A 15,378-nucleotide genomic window follows, 5' to 3' on the forward strand; every position below is an offset into this window, starting at 1 on the left:
GTTGACCAGCTATCGTCTTAACTGATTAGGTTATCAAAAATATGGGTGTAGCTCAAGCTGCTATGAGATAGCGGGTGAAATATTTGAAACGGTAATTGTTCCGTGGAAAGTAGATCGCAAAAGTACCAAGTGACCAAGTAGCCCTGTGTAGTAATAATCAATATTCAAGGCGGTTAAAACTGCCTGATGAGTGCTACCTCGATCGGTCTACTCACATCTTGCACCATTCTCGCTTAACAGGCTTTCCGGCTTGTTCCACAAAGATTTAATTTCTTGTGGGTTTGGCATCCTGCCCGCTCATAAAAGCTTATTGAAAATGGTGCAACATATGAGCCTAAAGACACGAGGTTTCCATAATACTAAGCTTTTCTCATGAAAAAATACCCATGCAGGAAGTTATCAACTCGTTTCAGTCTTTTTTCTCTAACTCTGTTGATGCTTTCCTAGAGTGCGATCGACAGCAAAAGTACCTATCGATAAATCCAGTCGCTGCTGCTTGGATGGGATTGGATCCGGCTGAAATAGTCAACAAAACTAATCAGGAATTATTAAAATTATATCCCAATAATGCTGCTGTTAAAAATATAATCTCGCAGATTGATTCTTGCCTGCAACAAGTATTTATTACCGGGGAAAAACGGCTGGCAATTCATGAGGTGACGACGGCAGACGGCGGGATTAAAATTTACGAAACTGCTTACACGCCAGCGGTGGATGCCTCTAGCAAGCAGATGCGGGTTTTGGGCGTCGGTAGAGATATCACCAGGCATTACCGCTGGCAGCAGCAGAAAACTCAACAGTTGCGCCGATCGAACCATTTACTGTGGTTGAATGCAGCTAACAGTCCCCTGGCAATGGTAGGCTGGGATGAAGATTTTCGGATAGTTCAATGGTCGAAACGCGCCGAAGAAATCTTTGGCTGGACATCCGATGATATGATGGGCAAGCAGTTCGGCGATTTAGATTTGGTTTGCGAGGAAGATAGAGAGACTGTAAGCGCGATCGAGCTTGAACTAGCCACTGGCAACGGCAATACTTCAATTAACCGCAACTATACTAAAAGCGGACAGGTAATTTGGTGTCGCTGGTTCAACTCGATTATTCGCAGCGGCGACACTTTTACTGTGCTTTCTTTGGTGGAAGATATCACCGATCGCAAACGGTTGGAAGCAGAAAAAGCCCAAGCTTCTCGCCTCACAGCAATGGTAGCCGATGTGGGTATTGCCCTCACCAGACACCCTCAAGATATCCTGCTTCCATGCTGCGAGGCACTGGTGCGAAATCTCGATGTCACTTCGGCGGAAATTTGGACTTTCAACACTCAACATAATGTTTGCCAATTGCAAGCAGTATCGGGAATATACAGCCGCACAGACGATCGCGCTAGCTTTATTGAAAGTAAGGTTAACTCGATCGCCAAACAGCAAAAACCAGAGTTTGACTGCGGATTTGAACTGAACAATTTTGGACTCCCAGAGGAAGAATCCCCGAAAGCAACAGAGGCGCAAAAGTCCGAAGTAGCCATTATCAACACCAGTCAAAAGCCGACAAATTGCCAAATTCCCAACCAAATTATAACCTTCGCCGGCTACCCTTTGATAGTCGAAGAACGGCTGGTGGGAGTCATGGTAATTATCAGCCGCCAGCCGCTGAGTGCACCTTTTCAGGAAACTTTAGCATCGGTTGCTGATGTCATCGCTTTAGGCATCGAACGCAAGCGTGCCGAAGCTGAATTACAATCAGCGAGAGGGTTCCTCAATTCCGTAGTAGAAAATCTGCCGGTGGGAGTTTTTGCTAAAGATGCTTCTTCGCTGAAATTTGTGCTGTGGAATAAAGCGGGAGAAACGATCGCAGGTGTTACCTCTGATGAGGCGATCGGCAAAAATGACTACGATATTTACCCCAAAGAACAAGCTGATGTTTTTACTGCTCAAGACAGGGAAATATTGACAGGCGATCGCAACCAATCTAATGTTAAAGACATAGCCGAAGAGCCGATCCAAACTCGCCACAAAGGTATGAGAATACTGCACACCCGCAAAGTGCCAATTCTCGACGCCGCAGGCCGTCCTCAGTACGTTTTGGGGATTACTGAAGATATTACCGAACGCAGGCAGGTAGACGAAAGCGTGCGCCTCTACGACCAAATTGTGGAGAATATGCAAATTGGTTTGTACGTCTACCATTTAGAAAATATAGACGATGATAGCACTCTCAGGGCGATCGCCTCCAATCCTGCAGCTACCCTATTTACCGGATTAGAAATGGCTGATGTTTTGGGAATGACAATCGACGAGATTTTTCCCCACCTGCGATCGAAAAACATTCCCCAAGCATTTGCTTCGGTAATTCGCACCCAGAAAGCCGTAGAACTTGAAGATATTGACTGCGATGAAGGGGGTCGAATAACTCGCGCTTTTTCTATTAAAGCTTTTCCATTACCCAACAACTGCGTCGGTGTTGCTTTTGAAAACATTACTGCTCGCAAGCGCCTAGAACTAGAACTGCAGGTAGCTTTGGAAAAAACCGAACGTTCCGAACAATTCCTGCGTACAGTTATAGACAAAACCAGCGACTGGATTTTTGCCAAAGACAAAAATTTTTGCTATATTTTGGTCAACAATAGTTTCGCTCGATCGATTGGTAAAACAGTCGAAGAAATCCTTAGCAAATCTGATTTAGACTTAGGGTTTTCAGTAGAGCTAGTGTTTGGAAATTCTGCCAAAAATATCCGAGGATTCCGCACAGACGACTCTGCTGTACTGGCAGGCGAAATTATCCACAATCCCTGCGATATGGCTACTGTTGCAGACGGTTCAGTACATATTTTGGACACCCAAAAACTTCCCCTGCGCGACGCTGAAGGCAATGTATTTGCAGTGCTAGCTTTCGCTCACGATATTACAGAAAGACATGAATCGGAAGCAGCTTTGCGTAGAAGTGAATCAAGATTTAGGTCTTTGGTAGCTAATATTCCCGGAGTGGTTTATCGCTGGAAGTGCGATTTTTCGACTAATTTTATTAGCGATGCCGTTTACTTATTAACTGGCTACCATGCGGCAGATTTTATTTGGGTTTTGGACAGGAGAAGCCGGACTTTTGCTAGTATTATTTACCCGGAAGATTTGGCAAAAGTAGAAGAAACTATTCGGCAAGGCATAGAAAACAAAGAGTCTTATAACTTGGAATACCGCTTGCTCGCAGCAGACGGCACGGTTAAATGGGTTTGGGATAAGGGTTCTCCTGTGTTCGACGCAGAGGGAAACGTTTGCTATTTGGACGGGGTGATTTTTGATATTAGCGATCGGTACTACGCAGAGGAAGCATTGCGCCAAAAAACTTTAGAGTTAGAAGCTGTTTTTCGCGCTTTACCTGATTTGTATTTTCGACTAGATGCTGACGGTAAAATCGTGGATTATTTGTCAGGAACTTCCTCGGTTTTATACGTGCCTCCCGAACATTTTATTGGTCAACGAATGACAGACATATTGCCACACAATGTCGCCTGCCAATTTACCCAAGCAATCTTTGAAGTTTCCGAAACAAGAAATTCCATCGATATAGAATATTCGCTTTCCATGTCGGAAGGAGAAACAACTTATGAAGCCCGACTGTTGCCGTTTAATTCAGATCAGATTATTATTCTAGCTCGCAATATTACCAAGCGCAAACAAGCCGAAGCTCAATTAAAACATAAAAATCGCCAGCTAGAGCAAACATTGAAACAATTAGGCCGGACTCAAGCTCAACTAATTCAAGCGGAAAAAATGTCTGGTTTGGGACAGCTAGTGGCGGGAATTGCTCACGAAATCAATAATCCTGTTAGTTTTATTTACGGTAATATCACTTACGCTAGTGAGTATGCCAAAAACTTGCTGCAACTGTGCAGTTTGTACCAAGCACACTACCCGGAACCTGTGGCGGTTATCCAAGAATTGGCAGAAGAAATAGAACTGGAATTCATGAAAGAGGATTTCCCGCACCTGCTGAGCTCAATTCAAACCGGAGCAGATAGAATTCGCCAAATAGTTCTGTCTTTGCGTAACTTTTCGCGCCTGGAAGAATCCGATCTTAAGCGTGTTAATATTCACGAAGGAATAGACAGTGCTCTGTTGATTTTGCAACACAAGATTAAAGAAAATGGCAGAAATCGTCCTATTCAAATAGTTAAAGAATATGGGAAACTGCCGCAGATACAGTGCTACGTGGGACAGTTAAATCAAGTGTTTATGAATATTTTAAATAATGCTGTTGATGCTTTAGCAGATGTCAGGCAGCGGAAGTTGGAATTGTCTAGTTATTCGGAAGAGGAGCGGCAAGATTTTCCTAGTTTACCTTTAAGTTGCGCGGCATTGCCGTGGATTCGGATTCGCACGGAGTTGCTGGAGAACAATCGGGTGGCGATCGTAATTTCAGATAACGGGTATGGCATGGCAGAGCCTGTTAAGTGTCGGGTATTTGACCCGTTTTTTACTACTAAACCAGTAGGCAAAGGTACAGGTTTGGGACTGTCTATCTCCTATCAGATTGTGGTGGAAAGACACGGAGGGACGCTGCATTGCATTTCCGCGCCTGGAGAGGGAACTGAATTTGCGATCGAGATTCCAATTCGGCAGAGGTAATTAGTCATTGGTAATTGGTAGTTGCACCAGAAAAATGATAATCTAATTAAAGGTTCTAAAAGTCAGGAATATTAGCATGGTATACAAAAACATACATACTTCTAGTGCCGTTGCCAAACAAATTAAAGAAGAAGAAGATAATGATGATGATTCCTATGTTGACTATTTTTATGACGATCAGGGGGCTCCGCCGGGAACTCTCGACTTAGAACCCGATGCGCCGCCTCCGGAGATTGTATTAATTGACTATTGCGACACAGCAGCTACTCGCGCCCACTTGGCAAATCCTCAAAAAGCGGCTGCGTATTTAGATACAGCATCTGTTTCTTGGGTTGATATGTTGGGATTAGGAAACAAAGAAACTTGGCGGCAAATGGCCGAAGTATTTAATTTGCACGTAATGGCTCAGGAAGATGTAGTTAATGTTCCCCAGCGACCGAAAGTAGTAGACTATGAAGAACATCTTTTAATCATTGCTTGGATGGTGATGCTGCATCCAGAATCAGATACTTTTCATAAAGAACAAGTAAGTTTTATTTTGGGCAAGCATTACCTGCTAACTGTTCAGGAAGAACCGGACTATGATTGTTTTGAACCAGTGCGCGATCGCATTCGTAAAGGACAAGGAATGATTCGCAAACACGGCGCAGATTATCTGGCTTATACTCTGTTAGATTCGATTATAGATGGATTCTTCCCTGTATTAGAAGTTTACGGAGAGCGCATTGAAGAATTAGAGGATGAAGTGGTGGTGAACCCCACCCGCAAAACCCTGGAAAAAATCTATAAAATCCGGCGAGAATTGCTGACGCTGCGCCGCGCCATTTGGCCGCAGCGGGATGCAATTAATGTTTTGATTCGAGATAGTAGTGATTTGATTAGTCCAGAGGTGCGAATTTACCTGCGGGACTGTTACGATCACACGGTGCAGGTGATGGATATGGTGGAAACCTATCGAGAGTTGTCTTCTGGTTTGATGGATGTTTACTTGTCTTCGGTTGGTAATAAAATGAATGAAATCATGAAATTGCTGACGGTAATTTCGAGTATATTTATTCCTCTAACTTTTGTGGCGGGAGTATACGGGATGAATTTCAATACAGAGAAATCGCCCTTGAATATGCCGGAGCTGAATTGGTATTTTGGCTATCCGCTGTGTTGGGCTGTTATGGTAGGAATCGCATCTGGTTTAGTTTACTTTTTCTGGCGCCGCGGCTGGTTTGATAATTTTTCTACTATCAAAGATGACTCATTAAAGTAACCGAATTGAAGATTTGAGATTGGGTATTAAAGATTGAAGAATTCAAAATCCTGTTAGGTGAAAAGGTTTCCTGCCCCTAGTTGAATCCGTGCGATAAATCCTTGGATGATAATTGCCAACTTTTGTGCCCCCTGATTCATCCGTGAGTGATTTTAAGGGAGTTGCAGGGAAATTTACAGCATATTCCATATATGTGTAGTACAGAGAAACCGGGTTTCTTGAACAGAATCAGTTTAAAGGCTAGAACTGTAAAGAAACCCGGTTTCTGAGGTGTACTTCACAAACCTGGAATATGCTGTAATTGTTGGGCGGGCTTTCGGGCCCACCGTACAAGAGTTTGAATAAACACAAATGTTGCACCATTGTCAAGAACAGGCTTTCCGGCCTGTTCCACAATAAAATTCATCTCTTGTGGAACAGGCCGGAAAGCCTGTTCATAAAAAGCTTATTGACAATAGTGCCAGATGTGAGAGTAAACACAAATGTCCAAGTTAAGTGGGCGACAATTTAAAATATTCAATCTCAAATCCCAAATAGATTGACGAACGATCGCGTACAATAAATCTGGGGAAAAAGTAGGCGCAGGCGGTTGCGGATTAGCGAAAGCTTGTCTGAGGAAAGTCCGGGCTCCCGAAAAACCAAACTTGCTGGGTAACGCCCAGTGCGAGCGATCGTGAGGATAGTGCCACAGAAAGATACCGCCAATTAGTCATTAGTCAGCAGTCATTGGCCATTAGTAAGTAACTGAGGATTTTTGACTGGGAAGCAACAACTAATTTGGTAAGGGTGCAAAGGTGCGGTAAGAGCGCACCAGCAGCATCGAGAGGTGCTGGCTCGGTAAACCCCAGTTGGGAGCAAGGTCGGAGGGACTATGGTTGGTTTTTTACCAGTTCCGTTTTTTGGTACCGCTTGAGGCGTCTGGTAACAGGCGTCCCAGATAGATAACTGCCCTCGAAAACTGCTTGCAGTTGAGAGAACAGAACCCGGCTTATGTCCGACTTTTTCCTCCCCCCATTTAATTAAAACTACCGCTTGGGAATCAGGTCAACAAATCTTTTCGACCTGTTTTATGTTGGGAAAGGTGTGCACTGCACACCCGGAGGAAGATTTTGGGTAAGGTGCACCATAAGCACCCGGAGGAATATTTAGTCTTTCAACTAAATTTTTTTTATTAATATGAATCTGATACCTGTTAAAAAAAATAATGCAACTTTTGAAAAGCTCCAAACCCGGATAGTCATCCGTGATTCCCACTTCTAAAATCTAAAATCTAAAATCTAAAATCTAAAATCTAAAATGGTATGATTTATCCGGGTCGCCAAAAGCAACTTGAAACATTAATTGAAAAATTGGGACTGACGAAGAATGCTTCGATAAAATGGCATCTCGTCGATTTAGCTTTGACTCATGCGAGCGCGTCAGCTAAGGCGAATTACGAGCAACTAGAGTTTGTCGGGGATGCAGTAGTGCGGCTGGCTGCGTCGGAATTGTTGTTTGAGATTTATCCTGACTGTACAGTGGGAGAATTTGCTGCGATTCGATCGATCTTGGTGAGCGATCGCATTCTTGCTAAAATCGCTGAAAGTTACGGGTTCGATCGCTATTTAATTGTTTCCAGCAGCGCCGCTGCAGACAAAACAGGCGCTGAGCCCCGGCTGGCCGATGCTTTGGAAGCGGTACTGGCTGCGCTTTATTTGAGTACCCAAAGCTTAGAATTAATTCGCCCTTGGCTAGATTCTCACTTTCAACGCTTAGCGGCGGAAATCCGCAGCGATCCGGCTCGCCAAAACTACAAAGCTGCTCTCCAAGAGTTGACTCAAGGCAAATACAAAACTTTGCCTAAATATAGCGTGCAAGAAACTGGGACAGTGCAGGGCGGAGAGGATCGTTTTACCGCAGAAGTTCTCATTCAGGGAAAGTTGGTAGCAGAGGGAAAAGGTCGATCGATCAAAGCGGCCGAACAAGCAGCGGCTCAGGCAGCTTTCAATAAATTAGTTGGTAGTGAGTAGTCAGTTGACTGTTGACTGTTGACTGGTGTTATCAGTTATTGGTTATTTGTTAGGAGCGCGAATTAAATAACTTACAATTTTAATTGTTATTGTGGGATGGGCTCTTATAGCCCGTCCAAAAAGGATGGGCGTCCCGCCCATCCCACTTTCAAGAGTGGAAGTTATTTAATTCTCATTCCTTAGCTGATACCAATAACCAATAACCAATAACCAATAACTACTGCAAACAGTCAACAGTCAACAGTGATTTTTTTGAGTTAAAACATAGATAATAATAACAAAATATGCTAAAATTGCTGTGCGATTTTTGAACTTATAATTAATGAAAATCGGAATAGCTGTATTGGGTGCAGGCCGCTGGGGAGTTAACCTAATTCGCAACTTTCTCGAACATCCCAACAGCCAAGTTTTAGCGGTGGTAGACCCGAATCGAGATTCATTGGCTGCCGTTCAAAAACAGTTTAATCTTGATGCCTCGGTGATTCTAGCTACCGATTGGTCTCAAGTGCAAGCCTTGCCGGGACTGCAAGCTGTGGCGATCGCCACTCCAGCTTCCACACACTACACCCTCGCAGCCGCAGCGCTGAAACAAGGCTACCACGTCTTAGCAGAAAAACCCCTCGCCCTCAACCTGACTGAAGCAATAGAACTCTGTCAATTAGCCGAAAAACAACAGCGGCAACTCTTCGTTGACCACACTTATCTGTTTCATCCAGCAGTCGATCGAGGCCAAAGAATTATTCAACAGCATCAACTTGGAAAATTGCGCTACGGTTACGCCCAGCGCACCCATTTTGAACCGGTGCGCCATGACGTTGATGCCCTTTGGGACTTGGCTATTCACGATATCGCTATTTTCAATACTTGGTTGGAACAAACGCCAATTGAAGTAAGGGCGATCGGCACTGTTTTTCCGAAGGAAGAGGGAAGTTCGGCAACGGATTCTGTAACGGATGTAACGGATGTAACGGATGTAATGGATGTCAAAAAGAAGGAAGAAGGAAGAAGAAATAGGGAAGAAGGAATAAATCAAGAAGCAGCAGAAATTGAAAATCAATTTTCTCCTTCACTGCTGACTACTAATCCTGCAGAAAAACTAGCAGATTTAGTTTGGGTAACGCTCACCTATCCCGACGGATTTCAAGCATTTATTCACCTGTGCTGGCTAAATCCCGACAAACAACGGCGCTTAACAGTTGTTGGCAGTTTGGGAACCTTGATTTTTGACGAAATGTCGCCAGAAACTCCCCTGATTGTGCAGCGTGGGAATCCAGATTGGGGAGGCGAAGAGAATAACTCTTTTGAAAGTGCGATCGCGCCGCAGCCAAAGAGCCTCAGACACCGCGAAGTGTTGAGTTTAGAACAAGTAGAACCGCTGAGGCGAGTGTGCGATCGCTTCCTCAATTCCGTGCAAACAAATACCCCCTGTCTTACCTCTTCGGGCACCGCCTCCGTCGAATTAATCCGCATTCTCAGCACTTTGAGCAAATCCCTCGAACTCGGCGGACAGCCCCTAATACCATTTTAGATTTGAGATTTTAGATGGGGAACATCACTCCTCAATTTTTAAAACTTCCCTTTTCCGTTACTAAGTCGGGGCTGTGAAAATAAAAACTTGACTGCTGATTGACAGGCAAAGAAATCATCACCGTAGTACCTTGATTCACGCCCGCGCTGTGCAGGGTAATGCTTCCGCTCATAGATTCCATTATCCTTCGCGAGATAGCCAAGCCCAAACCGTTACCGCCAAACTTGCGAGTTGTAGAACCATCAGCCATCACAAAAGGTTGAAACAATTTCTGCTGGTGCTCGGGATCGATACCAATTCCCGTATCTTTAATTGTCACCACCACCCAATCGCTTTGACCGCTGGGGCCCGTCGTACTTTCAGCACTGCCGTTAAAACTACCAGAATTAGTTCTCGACTCTAGTCGCACAGATATATTAATGCTGCCCGACTCTGTAAACTTAACCGCATTGCTCAAAACATTTAAAAACACCTGTTTTAGCTTCTCCGGATCGGCATGAACAATAATCGGATCGTGAGGAGCTGGCAAACTTAACTTCAAGCCTTTTTCCTCGATTGGACTCGCTTGCAAATCAATCGCGTCTTCAAGTACCTGAGTAATATCAACTACTTCTAACATCATGGAGAACGTGCCGGATTCTATTTTAGCAATGTCCAAAATATCATTAATAATATTGAGCAATTGCATTGACGAGTCGTGGGCCCGCTGTAAAAATTCCATTTCTTCATCTCGGTCATCGCAGTAGCCGTCCCGCACAATTTGAATAAAACCAATAATTCCGTTGAGCGGCGTTCTCAATTCGTGAGAAATATTCCCCAAAAATTCATTTTTTAATTGATTGGCAACTTGCGCTTCTTTGGTGGCGACTTCCAATTCTTTTGCCCAGGATCTAAGGCGCTGCACCATGCTGTTGAGTGCTTCTGATAGTTGATTGAATTCCCTAATTTGGAAATCTTGGGGCACTGTCTGCGACGCTTCTGTATCTACTTTCATCGCGTAGTCTCTCAGTTTTTCCACAGGACGCGCCAAGTCGCGAGACAGATATAAAGTGGCGATGATACTAGCAGCAACCAAACCTACAATTAAATTAAATAAAACTTGCTGAATTTCTTCCAAACCCGACAGAGCGTAATCTAAACGAGAGACAGCTAAAATAATCCACTTGCTGTTCTCCTGTGTAGTTGAAGGACTCGGGATAGCGGCGTATCCTGCTAGCAACTCTACACCATTTCTTTCAAAGGAAAATAGGTGGAGAAAAGCTGTTCCGCCGGCGATCGCCCTTCTGACAATACTTTTTAGTCGAGCGGCATCTGCCTCTTGGTCAATATTGCGGCCCACGCGATTGATATTCGGGTGCGCCAAAATCGTCCCATCTTGGTCGATCGCCACCGTATAGCCAGCTAAAGAACCCTTGGGAGCGCTGGTTTGGACAGGCAAGGCCGACTGCAAACTCAAAGCATAACTCAACTGCAGGGTATTGCCCCGACGAATGTAAACAGGAGCGCTCAACACCAAACTCGCTTGGCTATCGCGGCCTTCTTTACCCGCATCGGGAAAATCCTCAGCCCCCAAAGTCACATTCTGATCGTTTGCTGTCCCCTGTCGCTGCGGAGGTAAGGACAGACTGATGTAAACGCTCTTGTCGTCCAGCAGCGTTTGCTGCTGCTGTACGGGCGGCCAAAATTTTGCCGGCAACGACTGAATCGGCTGCTGCCCGCAAGTGCTTGCTATCACTTGATTTGTCTTTAAATTAGTCAATTGCAAGCAATCAACCTGCGCTGGCAACCGCTGCCCTAATTGGGCAATAAACTTTTGATAATCCTTCGGATCTACCGACTGCAACATCGAGCTTTCCGAAGCGCCGATCAGATTCGACTTCAGCGATTTCGCCCACTGTTCAATAGTGTCTGCTTTTCTGACTGCACTTTCTGTCAAGTTTTGACGAGCAGTTTCCAGAAGCGTCGAGCGTGCCTTGCGATAGGTAACATACTCCCCCACCAGTAGAACAGGTACGCTGAGCAACAAAATCCGCGACAGTAAAATACGGCGAAAGGAGGATTGACCTAACTTAACCATAGGAAATATCTAAATTAAGGTGCAACACCCAACAGCGACCATTAAAGTGAAATAAACCAGACCGAAAGCATGAATCTGTCTAGGGGGCTCTGCTGACTGGACAACACAGCTTCCGAACAACATTTAAACACAATTATAGAAGCCACTGTAATAATCTCGATTCTAAGTGTGTGGGGCCAAAGATGCTCAGCAATTTGTTTCGCAAATGCCTGTGATTTCGGTCACACTTCCCTTCTCAATTCTCGGAACGACTGGCATCCAATCGCCCAGGTGCCATTTTTTCAGGCTGCAAAAAGCGTCGGGTGGACATACCGCCGTTGCTTGAAGCTAGAATCGCATAGATGCACTCGCCCCCAATTAACAGGCAAAAAGTTCGGTTTCCGGCTAGTGTACAGAGATCATTCTTGTTCGATCGGACTTTTTCTTTCCCAATGCCTTCGAGAGGTTGGCCAGAGATGGGCGATGTGAGATTTGGCACCCTGTCAAAGATTTGTTTTGCCATCCGATTGATTCAGTGAAAATAATTCACCTGTCAAACAAAAAGAATGAGACGATCGAGCTGCCGATCGACTCTGACAACCGTAATGTGGGGAACCTTGGCCCAAACAGTGGACCCACGCTCGGTAAATTCGCGGTCTCGGCAATAATCTCCATAGCTTAATCGATGAAAAAAAACTTTACCAATTATACGTATTATTACACAAACAACCGTCCGAGATATCATCACGCATATTTGATATCTCCCCTTTTAGAAATGCTGGCGACACTTCAGCATACCAGCAAGACAAAACTCCGAGTTTTGGATCTCGGCTGCGGCAATGGCAGCCTCAGTCACGTTATCGCAGAGCACGGCTGCGAAGTTGTCGGCGTTGACACTTCAGCGGCCGGAATTGCCATCTCCCGTCAAAGTTTCCCCGATTGTCAGTTTATCGAAGCAGATATTTACGACCTTCCAGATACCGATATTTTGAACTCATTTGATGTTGTCTTAGCTATTGAAGTAATCGAACACTTGCTTTATCCTAAAGAACTAGCAAAAACTGCAAAAAGATGCCTCAATCCGGGAGGAAGATTAATTATTTCCACACCATATCACGGCTATTTTAAAAATCTAGTCTTAGCGATTTCTGGCAAACTAGATCAACATTTTACCGTGCTTTGGGATAACGGTCACATTAAATTTTTTTCAGTAGATACGCTGACCAAGTTATTAACATCTGAAGGATACACGGACATAAAATTTAAATTTGCTGGTCGGTGTCCCTATCTTTGGAAATCAATGTTATGCTCTAGTAAGTTTTCAGGTTGTCCTGAAAACTTATGAGTTGTGAGTTGTCAATAAATTAAGTTTCTTGACTAGACCACCAGGCATCATAAAAAGTAAAAAATAAGTTTCACTAAAAAACAAGTAAAATGACTGTTGGCGTTTGGATATTAGGCGATCAACTGTGGGAGAACCAAGCTGCTCTCAACCGCACAGATGATAAACCCTCCCTACCGATAATTTTAATTGAATCTTGGCAGCACGTTCAACAGCGGCGCTACCACCAACAAAAATTAGTATTAATTTGGTCGGCCATGCGGCACTTCGCTAAAGAATTGCGCGGCAGTGGATGGCAAGTTACTTACACAAAATCGGAGGACTTTGAAGCACCTCTCAAAGCTTGGATACAAGCTCACAACATCACCGAAGTGCGGGTAATGGCTCCGAACGATCGACCTTTTTTACAGCTCGTTCAAAACTTGCAACTCCCCTGTCCAATAACCATAATTCCCAACAATCAATTCCTCTGGACACAAACAGAATTCAAAGATTGGGCTTCAAGCCGCAAACGTTTGTTAATGGAAGACTTCTATCGAGCCAGCCGCCAGCGTTTTCAAGTTTTAATGGATAGCAGCAATAAACCTGTGGGAGGGAAGTGGAATTTTGACAAAGAAAATCGTCAGCCACCCAAAGGAAAACTGGATACCCCGAAACCTCTCTGGTTTGAACCGGACGCCATAACTCAAGAAGTTATCGCACAAGTTAAATCTCTATCTTTCCCAACTTACGGAAACATTGAACCTTTTCGCTGGGCGGTTACACGAGAGCAAGCACTGCAAGTATTAGATAATTTCATCCAACAGTGTCTCCCCGCTTTTGGCCCTTATCAAGACGCGATGGTAACGGGGGAGGAAACAATGTGGCATTCCCTAATTTCTCCGTATCTCAATATTGGATTACTTCATCCTTTAGAAGTTATTCAAGCCGCCGAAACAGCCTACCTCGAAAAAAACTTAAATTTAAACGGCGTCGAAGGTTTTATCCGCCAAATTCTGGGCTGGCGAGAATACATTCGCGGTGTGTATTTTTACGTGGATGCTGATTATTTTGAAAAGAATTGGTTCAACCACACTCAGCCGCTGCCGGAGTTTTTTTGGGACGCTAGTAAAACAGATATGAACTGTTTGCGCCAAGTTTTAACTCAAGTCGAAGGCAGCGGTTACGCGCACCATATCCAGCGGTTGATGATTTTGAGCAATTTTGGTCTAATTGCGGGAATCTCGCCCCAGGAGCTAGAAAAATGGTTCCACAGTGCGTTTGTGGATGCCTACGACTGGGTAATGCAGACTAATGTGCTGGGCATGGGTTTGTTTGCTGACGGCGGTGTGTTGGCCTCGAAGCCCTATGCTGCTTCTGCCAATTACATCAATAAAATGAGCGATTATTGTCGGGGGTGCAAATTCGATCGCACTGTGCGATCGGGCGAAAACGCCTGTCCCTTCAACTTCTTCTACTGGGATTTCCTAGCGCGCCACCGGGACAAACTTCAGTCGATCGGTCGCATGAGCTTTATCTTAGCCAATCTCGACAAAATGCCGCCGGCAGAATTGGCAACCATCCGCCAAAAAGCAGCAGAGTGGCACTTAGTCAGTTGACTGTTGTCAGTTGTCAGTTGTCAGTTGTCAGTGGTTAATCCTTTGCAGTGGCTAATAACAAATAACCAATAACATTAATCAACAGTCAACAGTCAACAGTCAACAGTCAACAATGCCCCATGCCCCATGCCCCATGCCTCATGCCCCATGCCCTTTGCAATTCTTATTTTTTCCCTGACTTTTCCCTAAACATTCCACAGCGTTTCCACAGGCAAGTCTGAGGTTTTCCACAGATCCGACAAAGTTTTCCACAGAAATTAACGGCACGGTAGCATCTTGCTGCGGAATTGGGGATTTCCTTAACTTGCTGGCTAATTCCTCATAAACCCCCCAACACATAAAGATATGTAACAAAAAAATCCCTGAAAAGCTGATTATTTGGTAAACCTTTTTTTTATCTAAAGGACTTTGTAATATTTCGCAACATTGACAAACCCACCCCCCCATAGCGCACAATGATGCGACCGACCTAAAAAAAAGCGCTCTGATTTCGGCTGTGCCTGCACCTGTATCCGGCCGAAGGGGGGTTCTGTTTTCAATTTATTAGCGAGACTAAACAAAATGATCAACCCAACAGTCAGTATTTTTGCTGAAATTCCCGAAACGCTGCACGATTCTCTCAAAACTTACCTGGAAACCCATCCTGAATGGGATCTAGACCGAGTATTTTGCGCCGCCCTGTCGCTGTTTTTGTTGCAGAATGCCGATAGCGGTACGCCTGAAGCTTCGCGCAGTTATCGCCAAGCTGCGAGAGTTTATCTCGAAACTCTGTTTCAATCTCCTCAAGACTTGCACAGCAACAATGTAACTCCGTCCTCTTAAAGGATCAGGGGAGAGGGGGAGACGCGGTTTCTGGGAAGGATGTAACTTGACCGAGAGGGCCCGCACTGCATAGGTGGCAACTTCAGCTTAAAATCCCTGAGAACTATCGCTTATAGCTTAATGCCGAGCCCCATTGCATC

General features: G+C 44.7%; 9 protein-coding genes and 1 other RNA gene. 8 read left to right on the plus strand and 2 right to left on the minus strand.

Going from position 1 to position 15,378, the window contains the following annotated elements; all coding sequences use genetic code 11:
• Nucleotides 1–386: 386 nt before the first annotated feature.
• The 5 genes from QUB51_RS19845 to QUB51_RS19865 all read left to right on the plus strand — a co-directional run bounded on the left by QUB51_RS19845 (nt 387) and on the right by QUB51_RS19865 (nt 9,420).
• Nucleotides 387–4,622, plus strand: coding sequence for a PAS domain S-box protein (locus QUB51_RS19845; RefSeq protein WP_333051404.1), 4,236 nt, complete (start codon nt 387–389; stop codon nt 4,620–4,622).
• Between the two features lie 76 nt (nt 4,623–4,698).
• Nucleotides 4,699–5,883: a magnesium/cobalt transporter CorA gene (corA, locus tag QUB51_RS19850; protein ID WP_333051405.1), complete on the plus strand. Its 1,185-nt coding sequence runs from the start codon at nt 4,699–4,701 to the stop codon at nt 5,881–5,883.
• Between the two features lie 572 nt (nt 5,884–6,455).
• An RNA gene (gene rnpB / locus QUB51_RS19855) (RNase P RNA component class A) lies at nt 6,456–6,889 on the plus strand.
• 295 nt (nt 6,890–7,184) lie between these two features.
• Nucleotides 7,185–7,892, plus strand: coding sequence for a ribonuclease III (rnc, locus tag QUB51_RS19860; RefSeq protein WP_333051407.1), 708 nt, complete (start codon nt 7,185–7,187; stop codon nt 7,890–7,892).
• Between the two features lie 322 nt (nt 7,893–8,214).
• Nucleotides 8,215–9,420: a Gfo/Idh/MocA family oxidoreductase gene (locus QUB51_RS19865; RefSeq protein ID WP_333051409.1), complete on the plus strand. Its 1,206-nt coding sequence runs from the start codon at nt 8,215–8,217 to the stop codon at nt 9,418–9,420.
• A 31-nt stretch (nt 9,421–9,451) separates the two neighbouring features.
• On the opposite strand, the gene QUB51_RS19870 is transcribed toward QUB51_RS19865, so the two are convergent.
• Together QUB51_RS19870 and QUB51_RS19875 are read right to left on the minus strand one after the other, a co-directional pair.
• Nucleotides 9,452–11,497 (minus strand): ATP-binding protein, encoded by a 2,046-nt coding sequence (locus tag QUB51_RS19870; protein WP_333210956.1) that lies wholly within the window; start codon nt 11,495–11,497, stop codon nt 9,452–9,454.
• Between the two features lie 235 nt (nt 11,498–11,732).
• The gene (locus QUB51_RS19875; protein ID WP_333233718.1) at nt 11,733–11,999 is read right to left on the minus strand and encodes a hypothetical protein; all 267 of its coding nucleotides are present in this window, start codon (nt 11,997–11,999) and stop codon (nt 11,733–11,735) included.
• 162 nt (nt 12,000–12,161) lie between these two features.
• On the opposite strand from QUB51_RS19875, the gene QUB51_RS19880 reads away from it, so the two are divergent.
• The 3 genes from QUB51_RS19880 (at nt 12,162) to QUB51_RS19890 (ending at nt 15,238) form a co-directional block, all read left to right on the plus strand.
• Nucleotides 12,162–12,821: a class I SAM-dependent methyltransferase gene (locus tag QUB51_RS19880; RefSeq protein WP_333262425.1), complete on the plus strand. Its 660-nt coding sequence runs from the start codon at nt 12,162–12,164 to the stop codon at nt 12,819–12,821.
• A gap of 89 nt (nt 12,822–12,910) precedes the next feature.
• Nucleotides 12,911–14,416, plus strand: a complete 1,506-nt coding sequence (locus tag QUB51_RS19885; protein WP_333051415.1) for a cryptochrome/photolyase family protein — start codon at nt 12,911–12,913, stop codon at nt 14,414–14,416.
• Nucleotides 14,417–14,980: 564 nt separating this feature from the next.
• On the plus strand, nt 14,981–15,238 hold the full coding sequence (locus tag QUB51_RS19890) for a DUF2811 domain-containing protein (protein ID WP_050813024.1): 258 nt from the start codon (nt 14,981–14,983) through the stop codon (nt 15,236–15,238).
• Nucleotides 15,239–15,378: the final 140 nt, after the last annotated feature.

Source organism: Microcoleus sp. AT8-A3, assembly GCF_036705675.1.
Taxonomy (GTDB): Bacteria; Cyanobacteriota; Cyanobacteriia; order Cyanobacteriales; family Microcoleaceae; genus Microcoleus.